22 protein-coding genes are annotated in these 24,586 nt (G+C 62.5%); 11 read left to right on the plus strand and 11 right to left on the minus strand.

Annotation, left to right across the window (positions count from 1 at the left end; translation table 11 throughout):
• Positions 1-189 precede the first annotated feature (189 nt).
• Positions 190-399, plus strand: a complete 210-nt coding sequence (locus tag KCG88_RS14260; protein ID WP_011059510.1) for a cold-shock protein — start codon at positions 190-192, stop codon at positions 397-399.
• A gap of 103 nt (positions 400-502) precedes the next feature.
• Here the strand turns inward: KCG88_RS14260 and KCG88_RS14265 are convergent, their stop codons facing one another.
• The 4 genes from KCG88_RS14265 to KCG88_RS14280 form a co-directional block, all read right to left on the minus strand.
• Positions 503-880, minus strand: coding sequence for a hypothetical protein (locus KCG88_RS14265; RefSeq protein WP_011059511.1), 378 nt, complete (start codon positions 878-880; stop codon positions 503-505).
• Positions 881-965: 85 nt separating this feature from the next.
• A complete protein-coding gene (locus KCG88_RS14270) occupies positions 966-1,775 on the minus strand; it encodes a putative RNA methyltransferase (RefSeq protein WP_041116198.1) in 810 nt (269 codons plus the stop codon).
• Positions 1,775-2,926 (minus strand): succinyl-diaminopimelate desuccinylase, encoded by a 1,152-nt coding sequence (gene dapE, locus KCG88_RS14275; RefSeq protein WP_210712579.1) that lies wholly within the window; start codon positions 2,924-2,926, stop codon positions 1,775-1,777. The genes KCG88_RS14270 and dapE overlap by 1 nt, the downstream gene beginning before the upstream one ends.
• A gap of 185 nt (positions 2,927-3,111) precedes the next feature.
• On the minus strand, positions 3,112-5,703 hold the full coding sequence (locus KCG88_RS14280; RefSeq protein ID WP_047284103.1) for a glycosyltransferase: 2,592 nt from the start codon (positions 5,701-5,703) through the stop codon (positions 3,112-3,114).
• 211 nt (positions 5,704-5,914) lie between these two features.
• Between KCG88_RS14280 and tcdA the strand changes: the two genes are divergently transcribed.
• Positions 5,915-6,733: a tRNA cyclic N6-threonylcarbamoyladenosine(37) synthase TcdA gene (tcdA, locus tag KCG88_RS14285; RefSeq protein ID WP_199521934.1), complete on the plus strand. Its 819-nt coding sequence runs from the start codon at positions 5,915-5,917 to the stop codon at positions 6,731-6,733.
• Positions 6,734-6,859: 126 nt separating this feature from the next.
• On the opposite strand, the gene KCG88_RS14290 is transcribed toward tcdA, so the two are convergent.
• The 4 genes from KCG88_RS14290 to KCG88_RS14305 all read right to left on the minus strand — a co-directional run bounded on the left by KCG88_RS14290 (position 6,860) and on the right by KCG88_RS14305 (position 9,973).
• A complete protein-coding gene (locus KCG88_RS14290) occupies positions 6,860-7,264 on the minus strand; it encodes a SufE family protein (RefSeq protein ID WP_047284104.1) in 405 nt (134 codons plus the stop codon).
• A complete protein-coding gene (locus tag KCG88_RS14295; RefSeq protein ID WP_210712580.1) occupies positions 7,261-8,466 on the minus strand; it encodes a cysteine desulfurase in 1,206 nt (401 codons plus the stop codon). The genes KCG88_RS14290 and KCG88_RS14295 overlap by 4 nt, the downstream gene beginning before the upstream one ends.
• A gap of 76 nt (positions 8,467-8,542) precedes the next feature.
• A complete protein-coding gene (dapD, locus tag KCG88_RS14300; protein WP_011059518.1) occupies positions 8,543-9,577 on the minus strand; it encodes a 2,3,4,5-tetrahydropyridine-2,6-dicarboxylate N-succinyltransferase in 1,035 nt (344 codons plus the stop codon).
• A gap of 33 nt (positions 9,578-9,610) precedes the next feature.
• On the minus strand, positions 9,611-9,973 hold the full coding sequence (locus tag KCG88_RS14305; RefSeq protein WP_047284106.1) for an ArsC family reductase: 363 nt from the start codon (positions 9,971-9,973) through the stop codon (positions 9,611-9,613).
• A 237-nt stretch (positions 9,974-10,210) separates the two neighbouring features.
• On the opposite strand from KCG88_RS14305, the gene KCG88_RS14310 reads away from it, so the two are divergent.
• Positions 10,211-11,857 carry a Na+/H+ antiporter gene (locus KCG88_RS14310; protein ID WP_210712581.1) on the plus strand — a complete coding sequence of 549 codons (1,647 nt, stop codon included), beginning with the start codon at positions 10,211-10,213 and terminating at the stop codon, positions 11,855-11,857.
• Between the two features lie 55 nt (positions 11,858-11,912).
• Here the strand turns inward: KCG88_RS14310 and dapC are convergent, their stop codons facing one another.
• The 3 genes from dapC to map are packed head-to-tail and all read right to left on the minus strand — an operon-like array spanning position 11,913 to position 16,684.
• The gene (gene dapC, locus KCG88_RS14315; protein ID WP_047335804.1) at positions 11,913-13,112 is read right to left on the minus strand and encodes a succinyldiaminopimelate transaminase; all 1,200 of its coding nucleotides are present in this window, start codon (positions 13,110-13,112) and stop codon (positions 11,913-11,915) included.
• A 38-nt stretch (positions 13,113-13,150) separates the two neighbouring features.
• Positions 13,151-15,853: a [protein-PII] uridylyltransferase gene (locus tag KCG88_RS14320; RefSeq protein ID WP_047284109.1), complete on the minus strand. Its 2,703-nt coding sequence runs from the start codon at positions 15,851-15,853 to the stop codon at positions 13,151-13,153.
• 48 nt (positions 15,854-15,901) lie between these two features.
• On the minus strand, positions 15,902-16,684 hold the full coding sequence (gene map, locus KCG88_RS14325; protein ID WP_047284110.1) for a type I methionyl aminopeptidase: 783 nt from the start codon (positions 16,682-16,684) through the stop codon (positions 15,902-15,904).
• 407 nt (positions 16,685-17,091) lie between these two features.
• On the opposite strand from map, the gene rpsB reads away from it, so the two are divergent.
• The 8 genes from rpsB (at position 17,092) to rseP (ending at position 24,572) form a co-directional block, all read left to right on the plus strand.
• On the plus strand, positions 17,092-17,829 hold the full coding sequence (gene rpsB, locus KCG88_RS14330) for a 30S ribosomal protein S2 (protein ID WP_011059524.1): 738 nt from the start codon (positions 17,092-17,094) through the stop codon (positions 17,827-17,829).
• Between the two features lie 203 nt (positions 17,830-18,032).
• Entirely contained in the window at positions 18,033-18,899 is an 867-nt protein-coding gene (gene tsf / locus KCG88_RS14335) for a translation elongation factor Ts (RefSeq protein ID WP_123430124.1), read from the plus strand.
• Between the two features lie 209 nt (positions 18,900-19,108).
• Positions 19,109-19,852: a UMP kinase gene (pyrH, locus tag KCG88_RS14340; RefSeq protein ID WP_011059526.1), complete on the plus strand. Its 744-nt coding sequence runs from the start codon at positions 19,109-19,111 to the stop codon at positions 19,850-19,852.
• Entirely contained in the window at positions 19,849-20,406 is a 558-nt protein-coding gene (frr, locus tag KCG88_RS14345) for a ribosome recycling factor (protein WP_102861367.1), read from the plus strand. The genes pyrH and frr overlap by 4 nt, the downstream gene beginning before the upstream one ends.
• Positions 20,407-20,421: 15 nt before the next feature.
• Positions 20,422-21,177 (plus strand): polyprenyl diphosphate synthase, encoded by a 756-nt coding sequence (uppS, locus tag KCG88_RS14350; RefSeq protein ID WP_011059528.1) that lies wholly within the window; start codon positions 20,422-20,424, stop codon positions 21,175-21,177.
• A complete protein-coding gene (locus KCG88_RS14355; protein WP_210712582.1) occupies positions 21,177-21,983 on the plus strand; it encodes a phosphatidate cytidylyltransferase in 807 nt (268 codons plus the stop codon). Before uppS ends, KCG88_RS14355 begins: the two co-directional genes overlap by 1 nt.
• Complete coding sequence (gene ispC, locus KCG88_RS14360; protein WP_210712583.1) at positions 21,980-23,170, plus strand: 1-deoxy-D-xylulose-5-phosphate reductoisomerase; 1,191 nt, start codon at positions 21,980-21,982, stop codon at positions 23,168-23,170. Before KCG88_RS14355 ends, ispC begins: the two co-directional genes overlap by 4 nt.
• A 49-nt stretch (positions 23,171-23,219) precedes the next feature.
• Positions 23,220-24,572, plus strand: coding sequence for a sigma E protease regulator RseP (rseP, locus tag KCG88_RS14365; protein ID WP_047284114.1), 1,353 nt, complete (start codon positions 23,220-23,222; stop codon positions 24,570-24,572).
• Positions 24,573-24,586 lie beyond the last annotated feature (14 nt).

A 24,586-nucleotide genomic window follows, 5' to 3' on the forward strand; every position in this document is an offset into this window, starting at 1 on the left:
GGATTCGTCGAAAATCGGCAAAAAAGCACCGAAACAAGATTGAGTTGAGAGTTTTTACGCCTGTCATATACTCGGCCGACTCTCCCGCGGTCGTATGGCTTCCACTCATAGAGAGGCCGGCTGGGGGAAAGTTCTCAGGGTTTGGTTGCAGTGCGCCAATCCAATAATAAAAAAATGAGGTATGGATTCATGACTACTCGTGAGACAGGCAACGTGAAGTGGTTCAACGACGCCAAGGGCTACGGTTTTATCCAGCGTGAAGGCGGGGCGGACGTATTTGTCCACTATCGGGCGATCCGTGGCGAAGGCCACCGCTCCCTGACCGAAGGCCAGCAGGTGGAATACGCTGTGGTCGAAGGCCAGAAAGGTCTGCAGGCCGAAGACGTCGTCGGCCTGTAACCCTCCTTGTAGGAGCTGGCTTGCCAGCGAAGGCGCACGTCTATCGAACGCAAGTCTTGAAGGCCTCTTCGCCGGCAAGCCGGTTCCTACCGGATCGCGCTGTTCAGGCAGTGCGCCAGGTAATCTCTTCTTCACCGTCGGCGCTGATGCGAATCCAGCGATCGGCGGACTCTTCACCCTCTTCCTCGACCCAACTGCCCGGTGCGCAGCGCACTTCCACATTCAATGCGGCAAAGGCGGCGCGGGCGCAGGCGATGTCGTCATCCCACGGGGTCTGGTCGCTTTCCAGGTACAGGCTGTTCCACTTGCCCACGGCCTTGGGCAGCCAGGTCACGGGCACCTGGCCTGCGGTGCATTTGTAGGTCTGGCCTTTTTGTACCCAGTCGCTGCACGGGCCAAGCACGGCGCCAAGCCAGGCGGCGATGGCCTTGTAGTCGACGTCGGCGTCTTTCAGGTAAATCTCGATATCGGGCTGGCGCATGGATGTCCTCATTGCCGGTCTGAAAAATCCATTCGCGGATTTCTTCGGCCGCGAGCGCTGGCTCGGGGCCGTGGGTTTTAGTGGGTTATTGCAGCACGAAGTAATCGTAGCGCATCGATACGCTGACCTCGAAAGGCTCGGCCTGCTCGATCACCGCGGCGCGGCGCTCGGCGCTGGCGCGCCAGCCGTGGGGCGTCATGGCCAGCAGGTTGGCGCGGTCTTGCGGGCGTTCCAGATGCAGCTTGAACTCCAGGGTTTCGCTGTGGGCCAGGGCCATGCCTTCGGGCACCAGGGCCAGGTGCTTGTCGTCGGTGTACTCGCGCACCTCGTCGTACAGGCGCTCGCGCAACTCCATCAGGTGGCCGCTGGTAGGGCCGACTTTCATCAGGCCGCCGCCGGGGCTGAGCAGGCGCTTGGCCTCCAGCCAGTCGAGGGGGCTGAAGACGCTGGCCAGGAACTGGCAGCTGGCGTCCGCCAGGGGGATGCGCGCCATGCTGGCGACCATCCAGGTCAGTTGCGGCGCGCGGCGGCAGGCGCGCTTCACCGCCTCTCGGGAAATATCCAGGGCGTAGCCATCGGCAGCGGGCAGGGCCTGGGCCAGTTGCGCGGTGTAGTAACCCTCGCCACAGCCGATGTCGACCCAGCGCTGGGGCGCGCGTTCTGCCGCCAGCTCCGCCAGGCGCCGGGCCACCGGGGCGTAGTGCCCGGCGTTGAGAAAGTCGCGGCGGGCCTCGACCATGGCCTGGTTGTCGCCCGGGTCACGGCTGTTCTTGTGCTGCACCGGCAGCAGGTTCAGGTAGCCCTGGCGTGCCCGGTCGAAACGATGCCCGGCCGGGCAGACCACGCCATTGTCCACCGCGTTCAGCGGGGCGCTGCAGAGAGGACAGGCGAGCATCAGGCGAGCAACTTGATCAGGGTCTGGTAGTAGATTTCGGTCAGCACATCCAGGTCGCTGGCCAGTACCCGCTCGTTGACCTGATGGATGGTGGCGTTGACCGGGCCCAGCTCCACCACTTGGGTGCCCAGGGTGGCGATGAAGCGCCCGTCGGAGGTGCCGCCACTGGTGGAGGCCTTGGTGTCGCGCCCGGTGACCTGCTTGATGCTGGCCGATACCGCGTCCAGCAGGGCGCCGGGTTCGGTGAGGAACGGCAGCCCGGACAGGGCCCAGTCCACGTGCCAGTCCAGGCCGTGCTTGTCGAGGATGGCCGCGACCCGCTGCTGCAGGCCTTCTACCGTGGATTCGGTGGAGAAGCGGAAGTTGAACACCGCCACCAGATCACCGGGGATCACGTTGTTGGCGCCGGTGCCGGAATTGAGGTTGGAGATCTGGAAGCTGGTGGGCGGGAAGAAGGCATTGCCGTCGTCCCAGTGCTCGGCCGCCAGTTCCGCCAGGGCCGGCGCCGCCAGGTGGATCGGATTCTTCGCCAGGTGCGGGTAGGCCACATGGCCCTGGACCCCGCGCACGGTGAGCTTGGCGCCGAGGGAGCCGCGGCGGCCGTTCTTGACCACGTCGCCCACCAGGCTGGTGCTCGAAGGCTCACCGACGATGCACCAGTCCAGGCGCTCCTTGCGTGCGGCCAGGCGCTCCACCACGGCCTTGGTGCCATGGTGCGCGGGGCCTTCTTCGTCGCTGGTGATGAGGAAGGCTACCGAGCCCTTGTGGTCCGGGTAGTCGGTGACGAAACGCTCAGCAGCCACCAGCATGGCCGCCAGGCTGCCCTTCATGTCCGCGGCGCCACGGCCGCAGAGCATGCCGTGCTCGTCGATCAGAGCGTCGAACGGGTCGTTCTGCCAGGCCTGGACCGGGCCGGTAGGCACCACGTCGGTGTGGCCGGCAAAACACAGCACCGGGCCTTCATGCTGGCCATGGCTGGCCCAGAAGTTGTCCACGTCCTCGATGCGCATCGGTTCCAGCTTGAAGCCGGCCTCCCCCAGGCGCTGCATCATCAGCTTCTGGCAGTCGGCGTCGATCGGCGTCACCGAGGGGCGACGGATCAGATCACAGGCAAGTTGCAGGGTCGGCGAAAGCTCGGCATGGGCCGTCATGGGTAACTCCGGTGCAAGGCATTGTGCAGGAGCCGGCGGGGCGGCGAGGGCGGTTTATTCGATACACCGCGTTGCTTGGTTCGCTGGCAAGCCAGCTCCTACAGGGTTGGGCGAGGCGCGCAAAATGGCGGATATCTTAAAGCAAAACGGCGGCCTGAGGCCGCCGTTTAGTGCTTTGGATCGATTTAGGCGGCTGGAGCCGGCTCGGGATGTTCCGCAGGTTTTGGCAACGACGAAAGGAAGGCCATGACCAGCGCTGCCACGTAAGGCAAAGACTGCACCAGGAGCATGGTCACCCAGAAGCGCATGTCGTTGCTCGGCAGGCCCTGCACCAGGAAGATCCCCAGCGCCGCGCCCCACAACAGCAGCATGATGAACAGCTCCTCCCGGGCTTCCGAGATCGCCACCCAGAAGCCGTGATTGTCGGCGTTCTTCGGGGTGCGGAAGAACGGAATGCTGCTGGTGAAGAAGCCGTACAGCACTGCCTTGGCGATGGTGTGGGACAAGGCCAGGCCCGCCAGGGCCGCGCAGAACGCATCCTTGAGGTTGACCCCCACCGCACGGCGGTAGAGGAAGATGATCTTGCCCACCTTGAACACGAACAGCGCCAGCGGCGGGATGGCGAAGATCAGCAGCGGCGGGTCGACCCGTTGCGGCACGATGATCATCGCCGCCGACCACAGCAGGGCGCCGACGGTGAAGAAGATGTTCATGCCGTCCGCTACCCACGGCAGCCAGCCCGCGAGGAAGTGGTAGCGCTGGCCACGGGTCAGCTCGGTGTTCTTGCCGCGCAGCAGGCTGGCGGTGTGGCGCTTGATGATCTGGATCGCGCCATAGGCCCAGCGGAAACGCTGCTTCTTGAAGTCGATGAAGGTGTCGGGCATCAGGCCCTTGCCGTAGCTTTCGTGGTGGTACGCCGCCGACAGGCCTTTCTCGAACACCCGCAGGCCCAGTTCGGCGTCCTCGCAGATGCACCAGTCGGCCCAGCCCAGCTCTTCGAGCACTGTGCGCCGGGTCATGGTCATGGTGCCGTGCTGGATGATCGCGTCACGGTCGTTGCGGGTGACCATGCCGATATGGAAGAAGCCCTTGTATTCCGCGTAGCACAGCTTCTTGAAGGTGCTTTCGTTCTGGTCGCGATAGTCCTGGGGCGACTGCACGATTGCGATCTTCGGATCGGCGAAGTGCGGCACCATGTGCTTGAGCCAGTTGCGGTCGACGCAGTAGTCGGAGTCGATCACCGCGATCACTTCGGCATCCTTGGCGGTGTGCGGCAGCAGGTAGTTCAGCGCACCGCCCTTGAAGCCGGCCAGGGGCGCGACGTGGAAGAACTTGAAGCGCGGGCCCAGGGTTTCGCAGTAGGCCTGCACCGGTTCCCAGACCGCCGGGTCCTTGGTGTTGTTGTCGATGATCAGGACTTCGAAGTCCGGGTAATCGAGGTTGGCCAGGGCATTGAGGGTCTGTTTGACCATCTCCGGCGGCTCGTTGTAGCAGGGCACGTGGATCGAGACTTTCGGTCGGTAGCTGGAGTCGCCTTCCACCGGCAGGAACTCGCGCCGGCGCTTGTGGATCCACACCGCTTCGGCCAGTTCATGGGCCTCGGTCAGCAGCACGATGAACACCCCCAGCGCGCCTAGGGCCAGGAGGAAGCCCACCGTCAGGCTGAACCAGGTGCTGTATTGCTGGCTGTAGTCGTAGCCGATCCACACCAGCACCGAACCGCAGAGGAAGGCGATAAAGGTCAGGAAGGTCCGGCCGCGCTGGCGCAGGGCCGAGCCGTCGATCATCAGCAGGGTCAGCGACAGCAGTGCCAGCACCACCGAGCCGATGGCCAGCACCCGCCATTGCGGGATGGCCACCACCGGGCCTTCGAAGTTGAATTTCTGCTGGCGCGCGGCGTTGAACACGCCCCAGTAGGCGCCCACCGAACCTTCGTCACTGGCCTTCCACGGCTGGTCGAAGGCTTCGATGACAAAGTAGTTGTAGCCCTGGCGGTTGAGCTTGTTGACCAGGGTACGCAGGTAGATTGCCTGGTCCGCCGGGCTGGCGTCGGCGCCACCGCGCATGCGGCCGTTGCTCGGCCAGCCGACCTCGGACAGCAGCAGCGGTTTTTTCGGGAACATCTTCTTCAGGTCCCGGGCGCGGTCGAGGACGAACTGCTCGGCCTTGTCCACCGGGATGAACTCCCAGTAGGGCAGGATGTGCGCGGCGATCAGGTCGACGTGCTTGGCCAGCCCCGGGTTTTCCTCCCAGACGTGCCATTGCTCCGAGGTGGTGACCGGAACTTTTACCGCGGCACGCACCCGGTCGAGAATCACCGACAGTTGGTCGGCGGTGATTTCCTTGCGGAAGATCGCCTCGTTACCCACCACCACTCGCACGACGCTGCGGGAGGTATTGGCCAGTTCGATGGCGCGCATGATTTCCCGCTCGTTGCGCTCCAGGTCCGGGCTGATCCAGATCCCCAGGGTCACGCGCAGGCCGAACTCTTCCGCGAGCCTCGGGATGTCTTCCAGGCTGCCGTCCACCGAATAGGTACGGATGTTGTCGGTCAGCTTGCTCATGATCTCCAGGTCGCGACGCATTTCATCGTCGGACGGGTACTGGTCCTTCTGCGGGAACTGGCCCTGCTGGAAAGGCGAGTAGGAAAAACCGGAGATCTGTTCCGGCCAGTCGGGGGCCGAGACCGGGCGATTGATCAGCGCCCAGAAGCCGGTGAACAGCGCGGCAATGGCCAGCACTATCACCAGGTTGAGTCCAAATTTACGCGATGACATAGCTATTTCGGGTTCCAAAAGGTGTGGAACGAGGGAAGGGTTGGCAGGCGCCAAACGGCGGGCATCCTACACCGGCCCTCAACTGAGCGTACAGCGCACAGAGGAAAGCCAGACCTTGGGCACTGTATTCGGGTTTAAGTTCTTTACTTGTAGCTTCAAGGTTAAAACTTGTCGCCTTGAGGCCCTATAATGCGCGCCGGTTTTTTAGGTGATGGTCATGAGTACAGAAGATCCGCGGTTTGCCGGCGTCGCCCGTTTGTATGGCATTGAAGGCCTGGAGCGGCTGCGGGCGGCCCATGTAGCGATCGTCGGCGTCGGCGGCGTCGGTTCCTGGGCGGCGGAAGCCATCGCCCGTTGCGGGGTGGGCGAGATCTCGCTGTTCGACCTCGATGACGTCTGCGTCAGCAACAGCAACCGCCAGTTGCACGCGCTGGACAGCACCGTGGGCAAGCCCAAGGTCGAGGTCATGGCCGAACGCCTGCGCGGCATCAATCCGGACTGCAAGGTGCACGCGGTGGCGGATTTCGTCACCCGTGACACCATGGCCGAGTACATCACCCCGAACATCGACTGCGTGATCGACTGCATCGATAGCGTCAATGCCAAGGCGGCGCTGATTGCCTGGTGCAAGCGACGCAAGATCCAGATCATCACCACCGGCGGCGCGGGGGGGCAGATCGACCCGACGCTGATCCAGGTCTGTGACCTGAACCGCACCTTCAATGACCCGTTGGCCTCCAAGGTGCGTTCCACCCTGCGCCGCGACTACGGTTTCTCGCGCACCGTAACCCGGCACTACAGCGTGCCTTGCGTGTTTTCCACCGAACAGCTGCGTTATCCGAAGCCGGACGGCAGCATCTGCCTGCAGAAGAGTTTTGTCGGCGATGGCGTCAAGCTCGACTGTGCCGGCGGCTTTGGCGCGGTGATGATGGTGACAGCGACCTTCGGCATGGTGGCGGCGACCAAGGCGGTGGACAAGATTGTCGCCGGCGTGCGCCGCCCGTCGGAACGCAGCAAGCCCACCGCATAAGGCCGGCTTGCACGGACGCTTGCTGTTGTAGGCGCTGGCTTGCCAGCGAAAGGGACCCAGAGGGCGATGCTCGGCTTGAGGCCCTGTTCGCCGGCAAGCCGGCTCCTACGGTAGGGCGCGGAGGGCTTATAGAGCCAGTTCGCCCATGCGCTGTAGTACCGCGTTCAAGCCATTGCTGCGCGACGGCGAGAGCTGGCGCGACAGGCCCAACTGGTTGAACCAGTCGGCCAGGTCCACTTCCCGCAGCTGCTCTGCCGTCAGGCCATTGACCCGAGCCAGGAGCAGGGCCACCAGCCCGCGAATCAGCCGCGCGTCGCTGGCCGCGGCAAACTGCCAATGACCGTTTTCCAGGGCTGCCACCAGCCAGACCTGGCTTTCACAGCCGTGCACCCGGTTGGCCTCGACCCGGTCGGCCTCGCTCAGGGGCGGCAGGCGCTCGCCCCATTGCATCAGCAGGCGCGCCCGCTGTTCCCAGCCGGCAGCCCCCTGGAAAATCTCCAGGGCAGCGACGGCATCTGCCGGCAGGCTCATCGCAGCAGCTCCAGGGCCTGATCCAGGGCCTCGAAGAAACGCTCCAGGTCTTCGGAATCGTTGTACAGCGCCAGGGACACGCGGATCGCTCCGGCCAGCCCCAGGCTCTTCATCAGCGGCATGGCGCAGTGGTGCCCGGCGCGTACGGCAATGCCTTGTTCGGTCAGCAGGTGCGCCAGGTCGGCGTTGTGTACCCCATCCACGACAAAACTGACCAGCGCCACTTGCGGTGAGCCCAGCAGGCGGATGCCATTGCGCGCCTGCAAGCCGTGCAGCAGGTAGGCGTGCAGTGCGGCTTCATGGTCGGCCAGTGCTTGCTGATCCAGGCCGGCGAGATAATCCAGGGTGGCGCCCAGGCCGATGACCCCGGCAATCGGCGGCGTACCGGCCTCGAACCCCAATGGGGCGGGGCGGAAGCTGGCGTGCTGGTAATCGGCCTCCTGGACCATTTCACCGCCGAACTGCCAGTGGCGCAGGCCCTTGAGTGCTGCATGACGGCCAAACAGCACACCGACCCCATCCGGGCCGTACAGCTTGTGGCTGGAGAACACATAGAAGTCGCAGCCCAGGGCCTGCACATCGTGGCGGCCATGGACCACGCCCTGGGCGCCGTCGATCACCGTCAGTGCGTCCTGGGCCCTGGCCATGGCCAGCAGTGGGGTCAAGGGTTGCCAGGCGCCAAGCACGTTGGACAGCTGGCTCACCGCCAGCAAGCGGGTGCGCGGGCCGATCAAGTGGCTTGCCGCGTCGACGTCGATCAGGCCGTCCGGGTCCAGGGGCAGGACCAGCAGCTTGAGCCCGCGACGTTGCGCCAGTTGCTGCCAGGGCAGCAGGTTGGCGTGGTGCTCCAGGGCGCTGATGACGATTTCATCGCCCGGGGAAAATTGGTGCTCCAGGCCGTAGGCCAGAAGATTCAGCGCGGAGGTCGCGCCGTGGGTGAAGACGATCTGCCCGCTGTCACCGGCATTCAGCCATTGGCCGACCTTGCTGCGGCTGTCTTCGAACGCTTGGGTGGCGTGGGCGCCGGGCAGGTGTTGCGCACGATGCACATTGGCCGCGCCATTGGCGTAGTAGTGGGCCAGGGCGTCCAGCAGGGCTTGGGGTTTTTGCGTGGTGGCGGCGTTGTCCAGGTACGTCTGGTCCTGGCGATGCAGGGCGGCGATGGCCGGGAAGTCGGCGCGCCAGGGGGAGGCTACAAGCATGGTGGCAGAACTCGTTTGAACAGGCCGGGCGCCGATGATAAGCGCCTGGCCGGTTCCAGTGAAACCGAATCGCTGCTTAGTTGTGAGCGTGCAGCGCTTCGTTCAGCTCGATGGCCGACTTGTGGGTCTTGCACTCCACGGCGCCGGTTTCCGAGTTGCGACGGAACAGCAGGTCCGGCTGGCCGGCCAGTTCCCGGGCCTTGAGCACTTTGACCAGTTGGTTGTTCTCGTCCAGCAGCGCCACCTTGGTGCCGGCGGTCACGTACAGGCCCGACTCCACGGTATTGCGGTCGCCCAGCGGGATGCCGATACCGGCGTTGGCGCCGATCAGGCAACCTTCGCCGACCTTGATCACGATGTTGCCGCCACCCGACAGGGTGCCCATGGTGGAGCAACCGCCGCCCAGGTCCGAACCCTTGCCGACGAACACGCCAGCGGAAACCCGGCCTTCGATCATGCCCGGGCCTTCGGTGCCGGCGTTGAAGTTGACGAAGCCTTCGTGCATCACGGTGGTGCCTTCGCCGATGTAGGCGCCCAGGCGGATCCGCGCACTGTCAGCGATACGCACGCCGCTGGGCACCACGTAGTCGGTCATTTTCGGGAACTTGTCCACCGAGAACACTTCCAGCAGCTCGCCGCGCAGGCGGGCTTCCAGTTGACGCTCGGCCAACTCGCCCAGGTCGATGGCGCCCTGGCTGGTCCAGGCCACGTTCGGCAGCAGCGGGAACACGCCGGCCAGGCTCAGGCCGTGCGGCTTGACCAGGCGGTGGGACAGCAGGTGCAGCTTCAGGTAGGCCTCTGGAGTGGAGGTCAGCTGGGCATCTTCGGCCAGCAGGGTCGCTACCAGCGGCTTGTGGCTTTCAGCCAGGCGGGTCAGCAGGGCGGCCTGGGTGGCGTCGATGCTTTTCAGTGCGTCGGCCATTTGCGCGGCCTGGGCGGTGGTGAACGTGATGGCCTGGTTGCCTTCGCTGTAGCCGAGGATCGGCGCTACGGCAGCGACGATTTCAGCCGCAGGCTGGAGCAGGGGCGATGCGTAAAACACTTCCAGCCAAGCGCCTTGACGGTTCTGGGTGCCGACACCGAATGCCAGGCTGAACAGGGTAGTGGACATGCAGTTACCTCTTGCGAAATTGATGGAGCAGGCTTACTTGAGCACCGCTGCGTAAAGGTCTGGCTTGAAGCCAATCAGGGTCTTGTCTCCGAGATCGAGCACCGGGCGCTTGATCATCGAAGGTTGCGCGAGCATCAGTTCAACGGCTTTCGCCTGGTCGAGATCGGCTTTGCTTTCGTCATCGAGTTTGCGAAAGGTCGTGCCCGCGCGGTTCAACACCACCTGCCAGCCGTGCTCGTCGCACCACTGGTTCAGGTGCTCACGGTCAATGCCGGAGGTTTTGTAATCATGGAAGTCATAGCTGACAGCGTGTTCATCGAGCCAGGTGCGCGCCTTTTTCATGGTGTCACAGGCTTTGATGCCGAAAAGGTGCAACGTTTTGCTTGAAGCGGTCAAGGAATTGCCCCCTTTGGAGATGCTGGAGATGAAAGGTCACGGATTATGCCACGACCGCGCCGATTCGGCGTCGGCTGCTGCGGGGCTTTGTCGCATTGTGTTTCCGCGCCCGGGCGCCGTTGCGACTTTTGTGCAGCGGCGTAAACGCAGCTTAAGCGGCTAATATGGCACTTCTGCGGTGAATTCCTGCCGCCGTTGTGTGTCTGCTTTGAAGTTTCAGATCGGGAAGCCCGCTTTATGCAAACCGCCTATACCGTCCTCATCCTGCTGATGCTGGTGAGCCTTTCGCGTCTTGTCGGACGGGTGATTCCTCTGCCGCTGCCCCTGGTGCAGATTGCCGCCGGCGCCTTGCTGGCCTGGCCGACCCTGGGGCTGCACGTGGCCCTGGACCCGGAGCTGTTTCTCTTCCTGTTTTTGCCGCCGCTGTTGTTTTCCGATGGCTGGCGCATGCCCAAGCGCGAATTCTGGCGCCTGCGCGGGCCGATCCTGACCCTGGCAGTAGGGCTGGTGCTGTTCACCGTGGTGGGCGCCGGCTACTTCATCCATTGGCTGCTGCCGAGCATTCCGTTGCCGGTGGCCTTTGCCCTGGCTGCCGTGCTTTCGCCCACCGACGCCGTGGCGGTGTCGGCGATTTCCCAGAACCGCTTGCCCACGCCCCTGATGCACATGCTCCAGGGCGAGGCACTGATGAATGACGCCTCGGGCCTGGTGACCTTCAAGTTCGCCCTGGCAGCGGCGGTGACCGGGGTGTTCTCCCTGGCCAACGCCAGCCTGACCTTTGTCCTGGTGGCGGTGGGCGGCTTGGCGGTCGGCGTGGCACTGAGCTGGCTGGTGGGGCGCCTGCGGGCCTGGATGATCGCCCGAGGCTGGGACGACCCGGCAACCCACGTGGTGTTCATGCTGCTGTTGCCGTTCGCCGCCTATGTGTTGGCCGAGCGCCTGGGGGCCTCGGGCATTCTCTCGGCCGTGGCGGCGGGGATGATGCAGAGCTGGCTCGACCTGTTGCCGCGCCAGACCAGCACCCGGCTGCTCAATCGCAGCGTCTGGTCACTGCTGGAGTTCGCCTTCAACGGCCTGATCTTCCTGCTCCTGGGGTTGCAGCTGCCGGACATCATCAAGGCCGTGGTCAGCCACGAGACCTCGCTGTGGCCGACCCTGTTCTACCGTTGCCTGGATGTGCTGGCGATTTTCCTGGTGCTGTTGGTGTTGCGTTTCATCTGGGTGCAGAGCATCTGGCGCCTGTCCGGCCTGCTGCGGCGCTGGCGCGGCAAGGGCGAGTTGACCCTGGTGCCGACCGCCCGTTCCTGCTGGTTGCTGACCGTGGGGGGAGTGCGTGGGGCGGTGACCTTGGCCGGTGTGATGTCGGTACCGTTGTTTCTCGGTGCCGGCCAAGCCTTTCCGGAGCGCGACCTGCTGATCTTCATCGCGGCCGGGGTGATCCTGCTGTCCCTGGTGGCGGCCTGCATTGCCCTGCCGCTGCTGCTGCGCGGCATTGTGAAGAGCCCTGACGACAAGCGCCGTGGGGAAGTGCGGGATGCCTGGCGCAAAACTGCCGAAGCGGCGATCCATGCCTTGGAAGCCGAAGAGGTGGCTGACACCGGTGAAAACCCGGATGCCGCCCAGGCGGCCCTGGCCACCGAACTCAAGGGGCGCTTGATGGCCGAGTACCGGCATCAGTTGGAGGTCTACAACGATTCCGCCGAGGCCCAGGCCCTGGCGTTCCAGATGGACTTGCTGGAGCGCCGCCTGCGGCTCAAGGCCCTGCGTGCGCAACGGCTGGAGCTGTATCGGCTGAGCCGCCAGCATCAGATTGGCGACGATGTTCTACGCGAAGTGCTGGCCGACCTGGATATGAGCGAGGCCAATCTGGGGCAGGTGAAGTGAGGCGTTCGCCAGCAGCCGGCTCCTGTTGTGGGAGCCGGCTTGCCGGCGAAAGGCCTCAAGCGCGACGCAACACGAAATCGCGAATCCGCTCCGCGGCTTCCACGCATTCCGCCAGCGGCGCAACCAGCGCCATGCGTACACGTCCGGCACCGGGGTTGGTGCCGTCCACATCCCGCGACAGATAAGAGCCTGGAACCACGGTCACATGCTCCTGCTCGAACAGGTCGCGGCAGAAGGCGGCGTCATCCCCGGCCACGTTCGGCCACAGGTAGAAGCTGCCGTCCGGGCGCTGCACATCCATCACGGGCGCGAGGATCGCCAGCACCGCGTCGAACTTCTCGCGGTACAGGGCGCGGTTGGCGCGCACGTGCACTTCGTCGTTCCAGGCGGCGACGCTGGCCAGTTGGGTCTGCACCGGCATGGCGCAGCCGTGGTAGGTGCGGTACAGCAGGAAGCCCTTGAGAATCTCGGCGTCACCGGCGACGAAGCCCGAGCGCAGGCCCGGCAGGTTGGAGCGCTTGGACAGGCTATGGAACACCACGCAGCGCTTGAAGTCCTTGCGGCCCAGTTCGACGCAGGCGCTGAGCAGGCCTGGCGGCGGGGTCTGTTCGTCGAAGTACAGCTCGCTGTAGCACTCGTCGGAGGCGATCACAAAGTCGTGTTCGTCGGCCAGGGCGATCAGCTTTTTCAGGGTGTCCAGCGGGATCAGTGCGCCGGTGGGGTTGCCCGGCGAGCACAGGAAGAGGATCTGGCAGCGCTGCCAGATCTCGGCCGGTACGGCGTCGAAATCCGGGTTGAAGCCGTTTTCGTCCAGGCACGGCAGGTAGTGCGGCTTGGCCCCGGCGAGGAAGGCCGCGCCTTCGTAGATCTGATAGAAGGGGTTGGGGCTGACCACCAGGGCGTCTTCGCCGCGGTTGACCACGGTCTGGGTGAAGGCGAACAGCGCCTCGCGGGTGCCGTTGACTGGCAGCACATTGCGCGCCGGGTCGAGCCAGCCCGCGGGCACGCCAAAGCGCCGTTCGCACCAGCCGGCGATGGCTTCGCGCAGGGCCGGGATGCCCAGGGTGGTGGGGTAGACCGCCATCTGATCGAGGTTGCTGGCCAGGGCTTCGGCGACAAAGCTTGGCGAGCGGTGCTTGGGTTCGCCGATGGACAGGGCGATGGCGCGCTTGTCCGGGTTGGGTGTCACGGTGCCGAGCAAGGCGCGCAGCTTTTCGAACGGGTAGGGCTGCAACTGGTTCAGAGCGTGGTTCATGGAGGCGGTATCTCACTCAAAGCGGTGGTTCGGACCCGTCAGATGCTCAGGCGGGTCATTTCGATAGTCGGTTCGTGGCTGACGCTCAACTGCTCGACGATCGCATCCTGCAAGCGGCTGCACAGCTGGGGGTCGGACAGGGGCTGGTTGTGCGCGTCGGTGATGAAGAACACGTCTTCCACGCGCTCGCCCAGGGTAGCGATCTTGGCGTTCTGCAACGACAGGTCGAACTCCAGGAAGATCTTGCCGATTCGCGCCAGCAGGCCCGGGCGATCCGGGGCGCTGAGTTCCAGCACGGTCACCGGGCGTTGGGCGTCGTTGTGGATAGTCACCTCGGGGGCGAAGGCAAAATGCTTGAGCTGGCGCGGCACCCGGCGCTGGATGATGGTCGGGTAGTCATCGGGGTTGCGCAGGGCGTCGGTCAGGCCCTTGCGGATCTGCTCGACTCGCTGCGGGTTGTTGCCGATGGATTCGCCGTCGTTGTCCAGGACGATGTAGGTGTCGAGGGTGAACTGGCTGCTGGAGGTGATGATGCGCGCGTCATGGATGTTCAGGTTGAGCTGGTCCATGGCGGCTACGGTCACCGCGAAGAAGTCGTGCTGGTCCGGGGCGTAGATGAAGATCTGGGTACCGCCCTCGAATTCGCGCTGGGTGATTTCCTTGATCAGCACCAGCGGACCGCCATCGGCCGGCTGCTGGAGGATCGCATCGCTGTGCCAGGCCACGTCGCCGGCGGTGTGGCGCAGGAAGTAGTCGTCCCCCAGTTGGGACCAGAGTTGTTCCACTTCGTCCGGGTCGGTGCCGTTGCGCACCAGGATGTCCAGGGCCGCGCTCTGGGTCTGGCGGATCTGCTCTTCGCGGTCCACCGGGTTTTCCAGGCCGCGGCGCAGGGCGCGCTTGGTCTCGGTGTAGAGCTGGCGCAACAGGCTGGCGCGCCAGGAGTTCCACAGCGTCGGGTTGGTGGCGTAGATATCGGCGACGGTCAGTACGTAGAGGTAGTCGAGGCGGGTCTGGTCGACCACGATCTGTGCAAAATCGTGGATCACCTGTGGGTCGGACAAATCCTTGCGCTGAGCTGTGGTGGACATCACCAGGTGGTTCTGTACCAGCCAGACGATCAGCCGGGTATCCCACTGCGGCAACTGGTGGCGCACGCAGAAGGCTTCGGCATCCACGGCGCCGATTTCCGAGTGGTCGCCATGACGGCCCTTGCCGATGTCGTGGTACAGGCCGGCCAGGTAGATCAGCTCGGGCTTGGGCAGCTTGCCCATGAGCTTGCTGGCCAGGGGGAATTTCTCGGAGATCGGCGTGTACTGCATTTTGCGCAGGTGCTTGATCAGGTTCAGCGTGTGGGCGTCCACGGTATAGATGTGGAACAGGTCGTGCTGCATCTGCCCGACGATGAAGCCGAACTCCGGCAGGTAGCGTCCGAGAATGCCGTAGCGGTTCATCCGCCGCAGGTTGCGGTGGATGCCGATCTCGCACTTGAACAGCTCGATGAACAGGCTGGTGTTGCGGATATCGTGGCGGAAGTCGTCGTCGATCAGGTGCCGGTGTTCGCGCAGCAGGCGGATGGTGTCGGCGCGCACGCCCTTGATCTCCGGGTGCTGGGCCATCAGCACGAAGATCTCCAGCATGGCGAACGGCGTGCGCTTGAACACGTTGTCGTTGATCGCCTCGATGTAGCCATCGTGCAACTGGAAACGGGCGTTGATCGGCTGCGGCGGTGCCTCGTTCTCGGGGGCGAGGATGACCTCTTCGAAGTGCTGGATGATCAGGTCGCTCAACTGGGCGATGCTCATCACCACCCGGTAGTACTGCTGCATGAAGCTTTCGATGCTCTGCTTTGCATCTTCGCCCTCGAAGCCCAGCAGGGTGGCGATGGAGCGCTGGTGGTCGAGCAGCAGGCGGTCCTCGGCGCGTCCGGCGAGCATGTGCAGCGCGTAGCGAACCTTCCACAGGAACTCCTGGGACGAGGCCAGGAGCGCATTTTCGCTTTCCACCAGGAAGCCTTCGCCGGCCAGTGCGCGCAGGTTCAGGGTGCCGTACTGGCGGCGTGCGACCCAGAGGATGGTCTGGATGTCCCGCAACCCGCCCGGCGAGCCTTTGACGTTGGGCTCCAGGTTGTATTCGGTGTCGTTGTACTTGTGATGGCGGGCCTTCTGCTCGGCCCGCTTGGCCAGGAAAAAATCCTTGCTCGGCCACATGTGCTCGGTGCTGGTCACTTGCAGCATGCGCTGGCGCAGGTGCTCGGGGCCGGCAATGGTGCGGCTTTCCATCAGGTTGGTGATCACCGTCAGGTCGGCCCGCGCCTGTTCGGCGCATTCGTCCACCGAGCGCACGCTTTGCCCGACTTCCAGGCCAATGTCCCAGAGCAGGGTAAGAAAGCGTTCGATGGAGTCGCGGAAAATTTCGTGGTCGGCGCTGTCCAGGAGGATCAGCAGGTCGATGTCGGAATAGGGGTGCAGCTCGCCGCGACCGTAGCCGCCGACCGCCACCAGGGCGATGTCGGCGTCGTCGCTCCAGCTGAACTGGTCCCAGGCCTTTTGCAGGATGTTATCGATGAACCAGGCGCGGTCTTCGATCAGCCGGCGGATCTCCCGCCCACTGCGAAAGCGCGTATCCAGCACTTCCCGTGCCTGGCGGATGGCCTTCTTGAAGGCGGCGATGGGGCTGGCCTTCAGTGCCAGTTCCGCCTGGAACTGGCCGCGGTCGAAGAGTTCGGGGTCCACCTGCGGCATCGATTGGCTTTCCTTTCTATCTATAAGGTCGGGACGCAGCGTTGTGGATCAGGCAGACACCCGGGCGATGGTGTCATCGCTGCGCAGGGTGAAGATCTCGTAGCCGGTCTCGGTCACCAGCAGGGTGTGTTCCCACTGCGCCGAGAGCTTGCGGTCCTTGGTGATGGCGGTCCAGCCGTCGCCCAGGACCTTGGTGTCGGCCTTGCCCTGGTTGATCATCGGCTCGATGGTGAAGGTCATGCCGGCCTTGAGTTCCATACCGGTACCGGCACGGCCGTAGTGCAGGATCTGCGGCTCTTCGTGGAACACCTTGCCGATGCCGTGGCCGCAGAACTCGCGAACCACCGAGAAACCGTTCTTTTCCGCGTGCTTCTGGATCACTTCGCCGATGTCGCCCAGGCGGCAGCCCGGCTTCACCAGTTCAATGGCCTTGTACATGCATTCCTGGGTGACCTGCGACAGGCGCTCGGCCCAGACCGGCACGGTGCCGACGTGGAACATGCGGCTGGTGTCGCCGTGGTAACCGTCCTTGATGACGGTCACGTCGATGTTCAGGGTGTCGCCATCCTTCAGCGGCTTCTCGTTGGGAATGCCGTGGCACACCACGTGGTTGATCGAGGTGCAGATGGATTTGGGGAAGCCCTTGTAGTTCAGCGGGGCAGGGATCGCACCCTGCACATTGACGATGTAGTCATGGCAGATGCGGTCCAGTTCTTCGGTGGTGACACCGGGTTTGACATGCTCGGCAATCATTTCCAGCACGTCGGCGGCCAGTTTGCCGGCGACACGCATTTTGGCGATGTCCTCGGGAGTTTTGAGGGTGACGGTCATACAGGCTCTCTTGACGCCCAGGGGCGCGATAAACACGGAAATGGCTCGAAAACCCGCATGCGCAAGGCTTGGCCAACGATGGGCCAGCAAGGTTTTCAAAAGCCGCAAAGGTGCGATTCTAACAGAGGCTCAGCGCAAATCTGAGGTTCTGCTGGCGCTTCTCTCTATACAATGGTGCATTCTGGACCGATTCCAAGAGGCGGGCAAAATGCCTGCGGATCGCCGAGTGTGAATCCGGGTTCCGTTTTTGCCCTTGCTGTGGTATAAAATGCGCCGCTTTCCGGGGATGCCCCGAAAAGCTCAAACCCACACACGTGTCGACACGATGACCTGGGTGCCCTCAGCACAAGCTGTTGGTTGGTCATTGGGATACGTGGAGGCCTAACCCGACTTATTAAGGAACTATCATGTCCCAAGTCAACATGCGCGATATGCTGAAGGCCGGTGTGCACTTCGGTCACCAAACCCGTTACTGGAATCCGAAAATGGGCAAGTACATTTTCGGCGCGCGCAACAAGATCCACATCATCAACCTTGAAAAAACCCTGCCAATGTTCAACGAAGCTCTGACTTTCGTAGAGCGTCTGGCCCAGGGCAAAAACAAGATTCTGTTCGTCGGCACCAAGCGTTCCGCTGGCAAGATCGTTGCTGAAGAAGCAGCACGTTGCGGTTCGCCGTACGTCGATCACCGCTGGTTGGGCGGCATGCTGACCAACTACAAAACCATCCGTGCTTCCATCAAGCGTCTGCGTGACCTTGAAGTGCAAGCAGAAGACGGTACCTTCGCCAAGCTGACCAAGAAAGAGGCGCTGATGCGCACTCGCGATCTGGAAAAGCTGGATCGTTCCCTGGGTGGTATCAAGGACATGGGCGGCCTGCCTGACGCACTGTTCGTGATCGACGTTGACCACGAGCGCATCGCGATCACCGAAGCCAACAAGCTGGGCATCCCGGTCATCGGCGTTGTCGATACCAACAGCAGCCCGGAAGGCGTTGACTACATCATCCCAGGCAACGATGACGCCATTCGCGCCATCCAGCTGTACATGGGTTCGATGGCTGACGCCGTGATCCGTGGTCGCAACAACGTTGCTGGCGGCACCGAAGTGTTCGAAGAAGCTGCAGCACCGGCGGCTGAAGCCTGAGTAACTGACGCGTAGCGTTGACTCAGCACGCAAAAAGGGGGCTTGGCCCCCTTTTTGCCAACTCGAAAATCATTTCGTCGTCGCGCCCCGACAGTTTCTGTAATGCGGGGCTGTTATGAAGTGGTTTCGGGGCAATGCCCAAGAATTGAGCGCCCGTTCGATCGGGTGGAATGGTTGAAAACCTATCCAAGAGGATTTTGAAAATGGCAGAGATTACTGCAGCGTTGGTCAAAGAACTGCGCGAGCGTACCGGCGAAGGCATGATGGACTGCAAAAAGGCCTTGACCAAGGCCGGCGGCGACATCGAAAAAGCCATTGATGACATGCGTGCCTCCGGCGCCATCAAGGCTGCCAAGAAAGCAGGCAACGTGGCTGCTGAAGGCGCTATCGCCATCAAGGACGACGGTAAAGCCGCTGTCCTGCTGGAAGTCAACTCGCAGACCGACTTCCTGGCTCTGCAGGACGATTTCAAGGCATTCGTTGCCGCTAGCGTGGAAAAGGCTTTCGCTGACAAGCTGACCGACGCCGCTCCGCTGATCGAAGCTCAAGAAGCTGCCCGCCTGATCCTGGTTGGCAAGACTGGCGAGAACGTCAACATCCGTCGCCTGGCTCGCGTTGAAGGCGACGTGGTGGGTACCTACCTGCACGGCAACAAGATCGGTGTTGCGGTTGTTCTGAAAGGCGGTTCCGTTGAACTGGCCAAAGACATCGCCATGCACGTAGCGGCCAGCAACCCTGAGTTCCTGCTGCCATCGCAAGTTTCGGCTGAAGCGATTGAGCGTGAAAAGGCTGTGTTCCTGCAGCTGAACGAAGACAAGATGAAAGGCAAGCCAGCCGAAATCGTTGAAAAAATGATCGCTGGCCGTATCAGCAAGTTCCTGGCCGAAGCTAGCCTGGTTGAGCAAGCTTTCGTCAAGGACCCAGAAGTCACCGTAGGTGCTCTGGCCAAGAAAGGCGGCGCTGAAATCGTTTCCTTCACCCGTTTCGCGGTAGGTGAAGGCATCGAGAAGAAAGAAGACAACTTCGCCGAAGAAGTTGCTGCACAACTGGCTGCTGCCAAGCAACAGTAAGACGGTTTTTTCAACTGTCGCCCAGAAGAGGCTGCCCGCTCACGCGCGCAGCCTCTTTTCAAATGGGCAGGGTAATTTAGTTGTTTATCCTCGGAACCGCCTTACAAAGTCGTGTTCTGATGGCGCTGTGACAGCGTCAAGCTAGAGTGAACGCAGGCTGTAAACAGCCCGCAAAGAATTTTTTAAATACGCCGCAGGAGAGATTCGCAATGGCTCAGCAGGGCAGTGGTTATCAAGCTCGCTATAAACGCATTCTACTCAAGCTTAGCGGCGAGGCCCTGATGGGCTCGGAAGAGTTCGGGATCGATCCCAAGGTGCTGGATCGCATGGCGCTGGAAGTCGGCCAGCTGGTTGGTATCGGCGTCCAGGTAGGCTTGGTGATCGGTGGTGGCAACCTGTTCCGCGGCGCTGCATTGAGTGCGGCCGGGATGGATCGGGTCACGGGCGACCACATGGGCATGCTGGCCACTGTGATGAACGCCCTGGCCATGCGCGATGCGCTGGAACGTGCGAATATCTCGGCCATCGTGATGTCGGCTATTTCCATGGTCGGCGTGACCGATCACTATGACCGTCGCAAGGCGATGCGCCACCTGAACTCCAAAGAGGTGGTGATCTTCGCGGCCGGTACCGGCAACCCGTTCTTCACCACCGACTCCGCAGCCTGCCTGCGCGCCATCGAGATCGATGCCGACGTGGTGCTCAAGGCAACCAAGGTCGATGGTGTTTACACTGCAGACCCGTTCAAGGACCCGCATGCCGAGAAGTTCGATCATCTGACTTACGATGAAGTGCTGGATCGCAAGCTGGGAGTGATGGACCTGACGGCAATCTGCCTGTGCCGCGACCACAAGATGCCGCTGCGGGTATTTAACATGAACAAGCCCGGCGCCCTGCTGAATATCGTGCATGGTGGCGCTGAAGGAACCCTGATCGAGGAAGGCGAGCAATGATCAACGAAATCAAGAAAGACGCTCAAGAGCGCATGAAGAAAACCCTGGAGTCCCTGGCCCATGCATTCGGCCAGATTCGCACCGGCAAGGCACACCCCAGCATTCTGGGCAGTGTGATGGTGCCTTACTACGGTACCGACACACCGTTGAGTGGCGTTGCCAACGTTACCGTGAAGGATTCCCAGACCCTGCAGGTCGTGCCGTTCGAGCGCAATATGCTCGGAGCCATCGACAAGGCCATCGGCAGTGCCGGTCTTAACCTCAACCCGACCAACCTGGGCGAGCTGCTGCTGATCAAGATGGCACCGCTGACCGAGGAAACCCGTAAGGGCTTCACCAAGCAGGCGCGTGCTGCGGCCGAGGATGCGCGGGTTGCTGTGCGCAACATTCGCCGTGATGCCCTGGGTGAGTTGAAGAAGCTGACCAAGGACAAGGAAATCAGCGAAGACGAAGAGCGCCGTGGCAGCGCCGAAATCGATAAGCTGATCAAGGACTTTGAAGCTCAGATCGCCAAGGCGACTGAGGAAAAAGAAAAGGACTTGATGGCCGTATAAGGGTCAGGCGTTTTCATGGAAAAGACCAAGCAGTCCGTGTTGTCCTCGGTGCCGCGCCATGTGGCGATCATCATGGACGGTAATAACCGCTGGGCAAAAAAACGCTTTATGCCGGGTGTCGCCGGGCATAAGGCGGGTGTCGATGCGGTACGTGCAGTGATCGAAGTGTGCGCTGAGGCCAAGGTCGAGGTGCTGACCCTGTTTGCCTTTTCCAGTGAAAATTGGCAGCGCCCGGCTGACGAAGTCAGTGCCTTGATGGATCTGTTCTTCAAGGCCCTGCGTCGTGAGGCCAAACGCCTCAATGAGAACAACATCAGCCTGCGGATCATTGGCGACCGTTCACGCTTCCATCCCGAGTTGCAGGCGGCGATGCGCGAGGCGGAGGCCATTACCGCGGGCAGTGATCGTTTCATCCTGCAGATTGCCGCCAACTATGGCGGGCAGTGGGATATCGCCCAGGCCGCCCAGCGCCTGGCGCGGGAGGTCCAGGCCGGTCATCTGCGGCCCGAGGACATCACGCCGGGCCTGTTGCAGACTTGTCTTGCGACCGGCGATCTGCCGCTGCCGGACCTGTGCATCCGTACCGGTGGCGAACATCGCATCAGTAACTTCCTGCTGTGGCAACTGGCTTATGCCGAGTTGTATTTCTCCGACCTGTTCTGGCCGGACTTCAAACACGAAGCCATGCGCAATGCGCTGGCCGATTACGCATCTCGCCAGCGGCGCTTCGGTAAGACGAGCGAGCAGGTCGAGGCTGGAGCCCGGGTTTAATGCTTAAACAACGAATCATTACTGCGCTGATCCTGCTGCCGATCGCCTTGTGCGGGTTCTTCCTGCTCGAAGGCTCGGGGTTCGCCCTGTTCATCGGCCTGGTGGTAAGCCTGGGTGCCTGGGAATGGGCGCGCCTGGCGGGCTTCGAGGCGCAGCCGGCTCGGGTGGTCTTCGCCGTGGTGGTGGCGGCGCTGTTGTTCCTGATGTATCTGGTTCCGGGCGTTGCGCCCTGGGTGCTGGGTGCTGCGGTGCTTTGGTGGGCGCTGGCGACCTACCTGGTGCTGACCTATCCGCGTTCCAGTGAGCAATGGTCCGGTGCCGCACCCAAGTTGTTGATCGGTCTGCTGATCCTGCTGCCGGCCTGGCAAGGGCTGGTGTTCATCAAGCAGCTGCCACTGGGCAACTGGTTGATCATGGCGGTGATGGTGCTGGTGTGGGGTGCGGATATCGGTGCCTACTTCTCCGGCAAGGCCTTCGGCAAGCGCAAGCTGGCGCCCCAGGTCAGCCCGGGCAAGAGCTGGGAGGGCGTGTACGGCGGCCTGGCGCTGAGCCTGGTGATCACTGCGGTAGTGGGGGTTGTGCGTGACTGGACCCTGGGGCAGATGATCCTGGGGTTGCTGGGTGCAGCGATCGTTGTATTCATTTCGGTGGTCGGCGACCTGACCGAGAGCATGTTCAAGCGCCAGTCGGGTATCAAGGACAGTAGCAACCTGCTGCCCGGTCATGGTGGGGTGCTGGACCGCATCGACAGCCTGACCGCGGCCATTCCGGTGTTTGCCGTGCTGTTGTGGATGGCTGCGCTGTGACGGCTGTACAACAGATCACGGTTTTGGGGGCTACCGGTTCTATCGGTCTGAGCACCCTGGATGTGATTGCCCGTCATCCGGATCGTTACCAAGTGTTTGCCCTGACGGGCTTCACACGTCTGGCCGAGCTGCTGGCGTTGTGCGTAAAGCATCAGCCCCGTTTTGCGGTGGTGCCCGAGGCCGCGGCCGCCAGCCGTCTTCAGCAAGACTTGCGCGCCGCCGGCCTGGCTACCCAGGTGCTGGTGGGAGAGCAGGGGTTGTGCGAGGTGGCCTCGGCTCCGCAAGTCGATACCGTGATGGCGGCGATTGTCGGTGCGGCGGGGCTGCGCCCGACGCTGGCGGCGGTTGAGGCTGGCAAGAAGATCCTGTTGGCCAACAAGGAAGCGCTGGTGATGTCTGGCGCGCTGTTCATGCAGGCAGTGGGCAAGAGTGGTTCTGTGTTGTTGCCTATCGACAGTGAGCACAATGCGATCTTTCAATGCATGCCCGCGGATTTTTCCCGCGGGCTGAGCCGGGTCGGTGTGCGACGTATTCTTCTGACGGCTTCGGGTGGTCCTTTCCGTCAGACGCCTTTGGAAGAGCTTGAGCATGTTTCCCCCGAACAGGCCTGTGCCCATCCGAACTGGTCCATGGGGCGCAAGATCTCCGTGGACTCGGCAAGCATGATGAACAAGGGGCTGGAACTGATCGAGGCCTGCTGGCTGTTTGATGCCAGGCCTTCTCAGGTCGAAGTGGTGGTGCACCCGCAAAGCGTGATCCACTCGCTGGTGGATTACGTCGACGGTTCGGTCCTGGCGCAGTTGGGTAACCCGGATATGCGCACCCCGATCGCCAATGCCCTGGCCTGGCCTGAGCGCATTGATTCCGGTGTGGCGCCGCTGGATCTGTTCGCCATTGCTCGCCTGGATTTCCAGGCACCCGACGAGCAGCGGTTCCCTTGCCTGCGTCTGGCACGGCAAGCTGCCGAGGCGGGTAACAGCGCTCCGGCCATGCTGAATGCGGCCAATGAGGTGGCGGTATCGGCGTTTCTCGAGCGGCGCATCCGCTACCCGGAGATCGCGAGTATCATCGATGAAGTTTTAACCCGTGAGCCTGTGGTCGCAGTCAATGAACTCGACGCAGTGTTTGCGGCAGACGCCAGGGCTCGAGTCCTGGCGCAACAATGGTTGCAGCGTAACGGGCGATAGGATTCGCGACCGGGGCGAGTGGCGGCGAATAGGATTGCGGAGAAAGTAGATGAGCGCGCTCTATATGATTGTCGGCACCCTGGTAGCCCTGGGTGTGCTGGTCACCTTCCATGAATTCGGTCACTTCTGGGTCGCCCGTCGCTGTGGCGTCAAGGTTCTGCGCTTCTCCGTGGGCTTTGGCATGCCCTTGTTGCGCTGGCATGATCGTCGCGGCACCGAGTTCGTCATCGCCGCTATCCCGCTGGGCGGCTACGTGAAGATGCTGGATGAGCGTGAAGGTGAGGTGGCTGCCGAGGAGCTCGATCAGTCCTTCAACCGCAAGTCGGTTCGCCAGCGTATCGCGATCGTTGCTGCCGGTCCGATTGCCAACTTTCTCCTTGCACTGGTGTTTTTCTGGGCCCTGGCGATGCTGGGCAGCCAGCAGGTGCGGCCGGTCATCGGTGATGTAGAGGCTGGCAGTATTGCTGCCAAGGCCGGGCTCAGTGCCGGCCAGGAAATCGTCGCCGTCGACGGCGAGCCGACTACCGGCTGGGCGGCCGTGAACCTGCAACTGGTGCGGCGCCTGGGTGAAAGCGGCGCACTGCAGGTGCTGGTGCGTGAGCAGGGTGCCACTGTGGATTCGCCACGCCAGCTGGAATTGGATAAATGGCTGAAAGGGGCTGATGAGCCGGATCCGATTCGCTCCCTGGGCATTCGTCCGTGGCGTCCGGCCCTGCCGCCGGTGCTGGCTGAACTTGACCCCAAGGGCCCGGCCCAGGCCGCTGGCCTGAAGACCGGCGATCGTCTGTTGGCCCTTGATGGCCAGTCGCTCAATGACTGGCAGCAAGTGGTGGATTGGGTCCGTGTGCACCCTGATACGAAAATTGTGCTGCATGTCGAGCGCGATGGTGCTCAAATCGACGTCCCCGTGACCTTGGCCAGCCGCGGCGAAAGCAAAGCGCCAAATGGCTACCTGGGGGCAGGGGTGAAAGCAGTGGATTGGCCGCCGCAGATGCTCCGCGAGGTCAGCTACGGGCCCTTGGAAGCCATTGGTGAAGGTGCCCGACGGACCTGGACCATGAGCGTCCTGACCCTCGAATCACTGAAGAAAATGTTGTTCGGCGAGCTCTCGGTAAAAAACTTGAGTGGACCGATAACCATTGCTAAAGTGGCGGGCGCTTCTGCCCAGTCGGGCATTGCTGATTTCTTGAATTTCCTTGCTTATCTGAGTATTAGCCTGGGTGTTCTGAATTTGTTGCCCATCCCGGTACTGGATGGGGGGCATTTGCTGTTTTATCTGATCGAGTGGGCGCGTGGTCGTCCCTTGTCGGATCGGGTGCAAGGTTGGGGGATACAGATCGGTATCAGCTTGGTGGTCGGAGTCATGTTGCTTGCTCTGGTCAACGATCTGGGTCGTCTGTAACGCTTCGCTGAATT

The organism is Pseudomonas sp. MWU349, from assembly GCF_017947325.1.
Classification (GTDB): Bacteria; Pseudomonadota; Gammaproteobacteria; order Pseudomonadales; family Pseudomonadaceae; genus Aquipseudomonas; species Aquipseudomonas protegens.

Bases quoted from the DNA above. Each gene is read 5' to 3' on its own strand.
- KCG88_RS14295 (WP_210712580.1), bottom strand. From the start codon at position 8,466: ATGCTTGTAGCCTCCCCCTGGCGCGCCGACTTCCCGGCCATCGCCGCC.
- KCG88_RS14270 (WP_041116198.1), bottom strand. From the start codon at position 1,775: ATGCTCGCCTGTCCTCTCTGCAGCGCCCCGCTGAACGCGGTGGACAAT.
- KCG88_RS14280 (WP_047284103.1), bottom strand. From the start codon at position 5,703: ATGTCATCGCGTAAATTTGGACTCAACCTGGTGATAGTGCTGGCCATT.
- rseP (WP_047284114.1), top strand. From the start codon at position 23,220: ATGAGCGCGCTCTATATGATTGTCGGCACCCTGGTAGCCCTGGGTGTG.
- uppS (WP_011059528.1), top strand. From the start codon at position 20,422: ATGGAAAAGACCAAGCAGTCCGTGTTGTCCTCGGTGCCGCGCCATGTG.
- map (WP_047284110.1), bottom strand. From the start codon at position 16,684: ATGACCGTCACCCTCAAAACTCCCGAGGACATCGCCAAAATGCGTGTC.
- KCG88_RS14310 (WP_210712581.1), top strand. From the start codon at position 10,211: ATGCAAACCGCCTATACCGTCCTCATCCTGCTGATGCTGGTGAGCCTT.
- tcdA (WP_199521934.1), top strand. From the start codon at position 5,915: ATGGTCATGAGTACAGAAGATCCGCGGTTTGCCGGCGTCGCCCGTTTG.
- KCG88_RS14355 (WP_210712582.1), top strand. From the start codon at position 21,177: ATGCTTAAACAACGAATCATTACTGCGCTGATCCTGCTGCCGATCGCC.
- dapE (WP_210712579.1), bottom strand. From the start codon at position 2,926: ATGACGGCCCATGCCGAGCTTTCGCCGACCCTGCAACTTGCCTGTGAT.
- KCG88_RS14320 (WP_047284109.1), bottom strand. From the start codon at position 15,853: ATGCCGCAGGTGGACCCCGAACTCTTCGACCGCGGCCAGTTCCAGGCG.
- dapC (WP_047335804.1), bottom strand. From the start codon at position 13,112: ATGAACCACGCTCTGAACCAGTTGCAGCCCTACCCGTTCGAAAAGCTG.
- rpsB (WP_011059524.1), top strand. From the start codon at position 17,092: ATGTCCCAAGTCAACATGCGCGATATGCTGAAGGCCGGTGTGCACTTC.
- pyrH (WP_011059526.1), top strand. From the start codon at position 19,109: ATGGCTCAGCAGGGCAGTGGTTATCAAGCTCGCTATAAACGCATTCTA.
- KCG88_RS14265 (WP_011059511.1), bottom strand. From the start codon at position 880: ATGCGCCAGCCCGATATCGAGATTTACCTGAAAGACGCCGACGTCGAC.
- KCG88_RS14290 (WP_047284104.1), bottom strand. From the start codon at position 7,264: ATGAGCCTGCCGGCAGATGCCGTCGCTGCCCTGGAGATTTTCCAGGGG.
- dapD (WP_011059518.1), bottom strand. From the start codon at position 9,577: ATGTCCACTACCCTGTTCAGCCTGGCATTCGGTGTCGGCACCCAGAAC.
- frr (WP_102861367.1), top strand. From the start codon at position 19,849: ATGATCAACGAAATCAAGAAAGACGCTCAAGAGCGCATGAAGAAAACC.
- tsf (WP_123430124.1), top strand. From the start codon at position 18,033: ATGGCAGAGATTACTGCAGCGTTGGTCAAAGAACTGCGCGAGCGTACC.
- KCG88_RS14260 (WP_011059510.1), top strand. From the start codon at position 190: ATGACTACTCGTGAGACAGGCAACGTGAAGTGGTTCAACGACGCCAAG.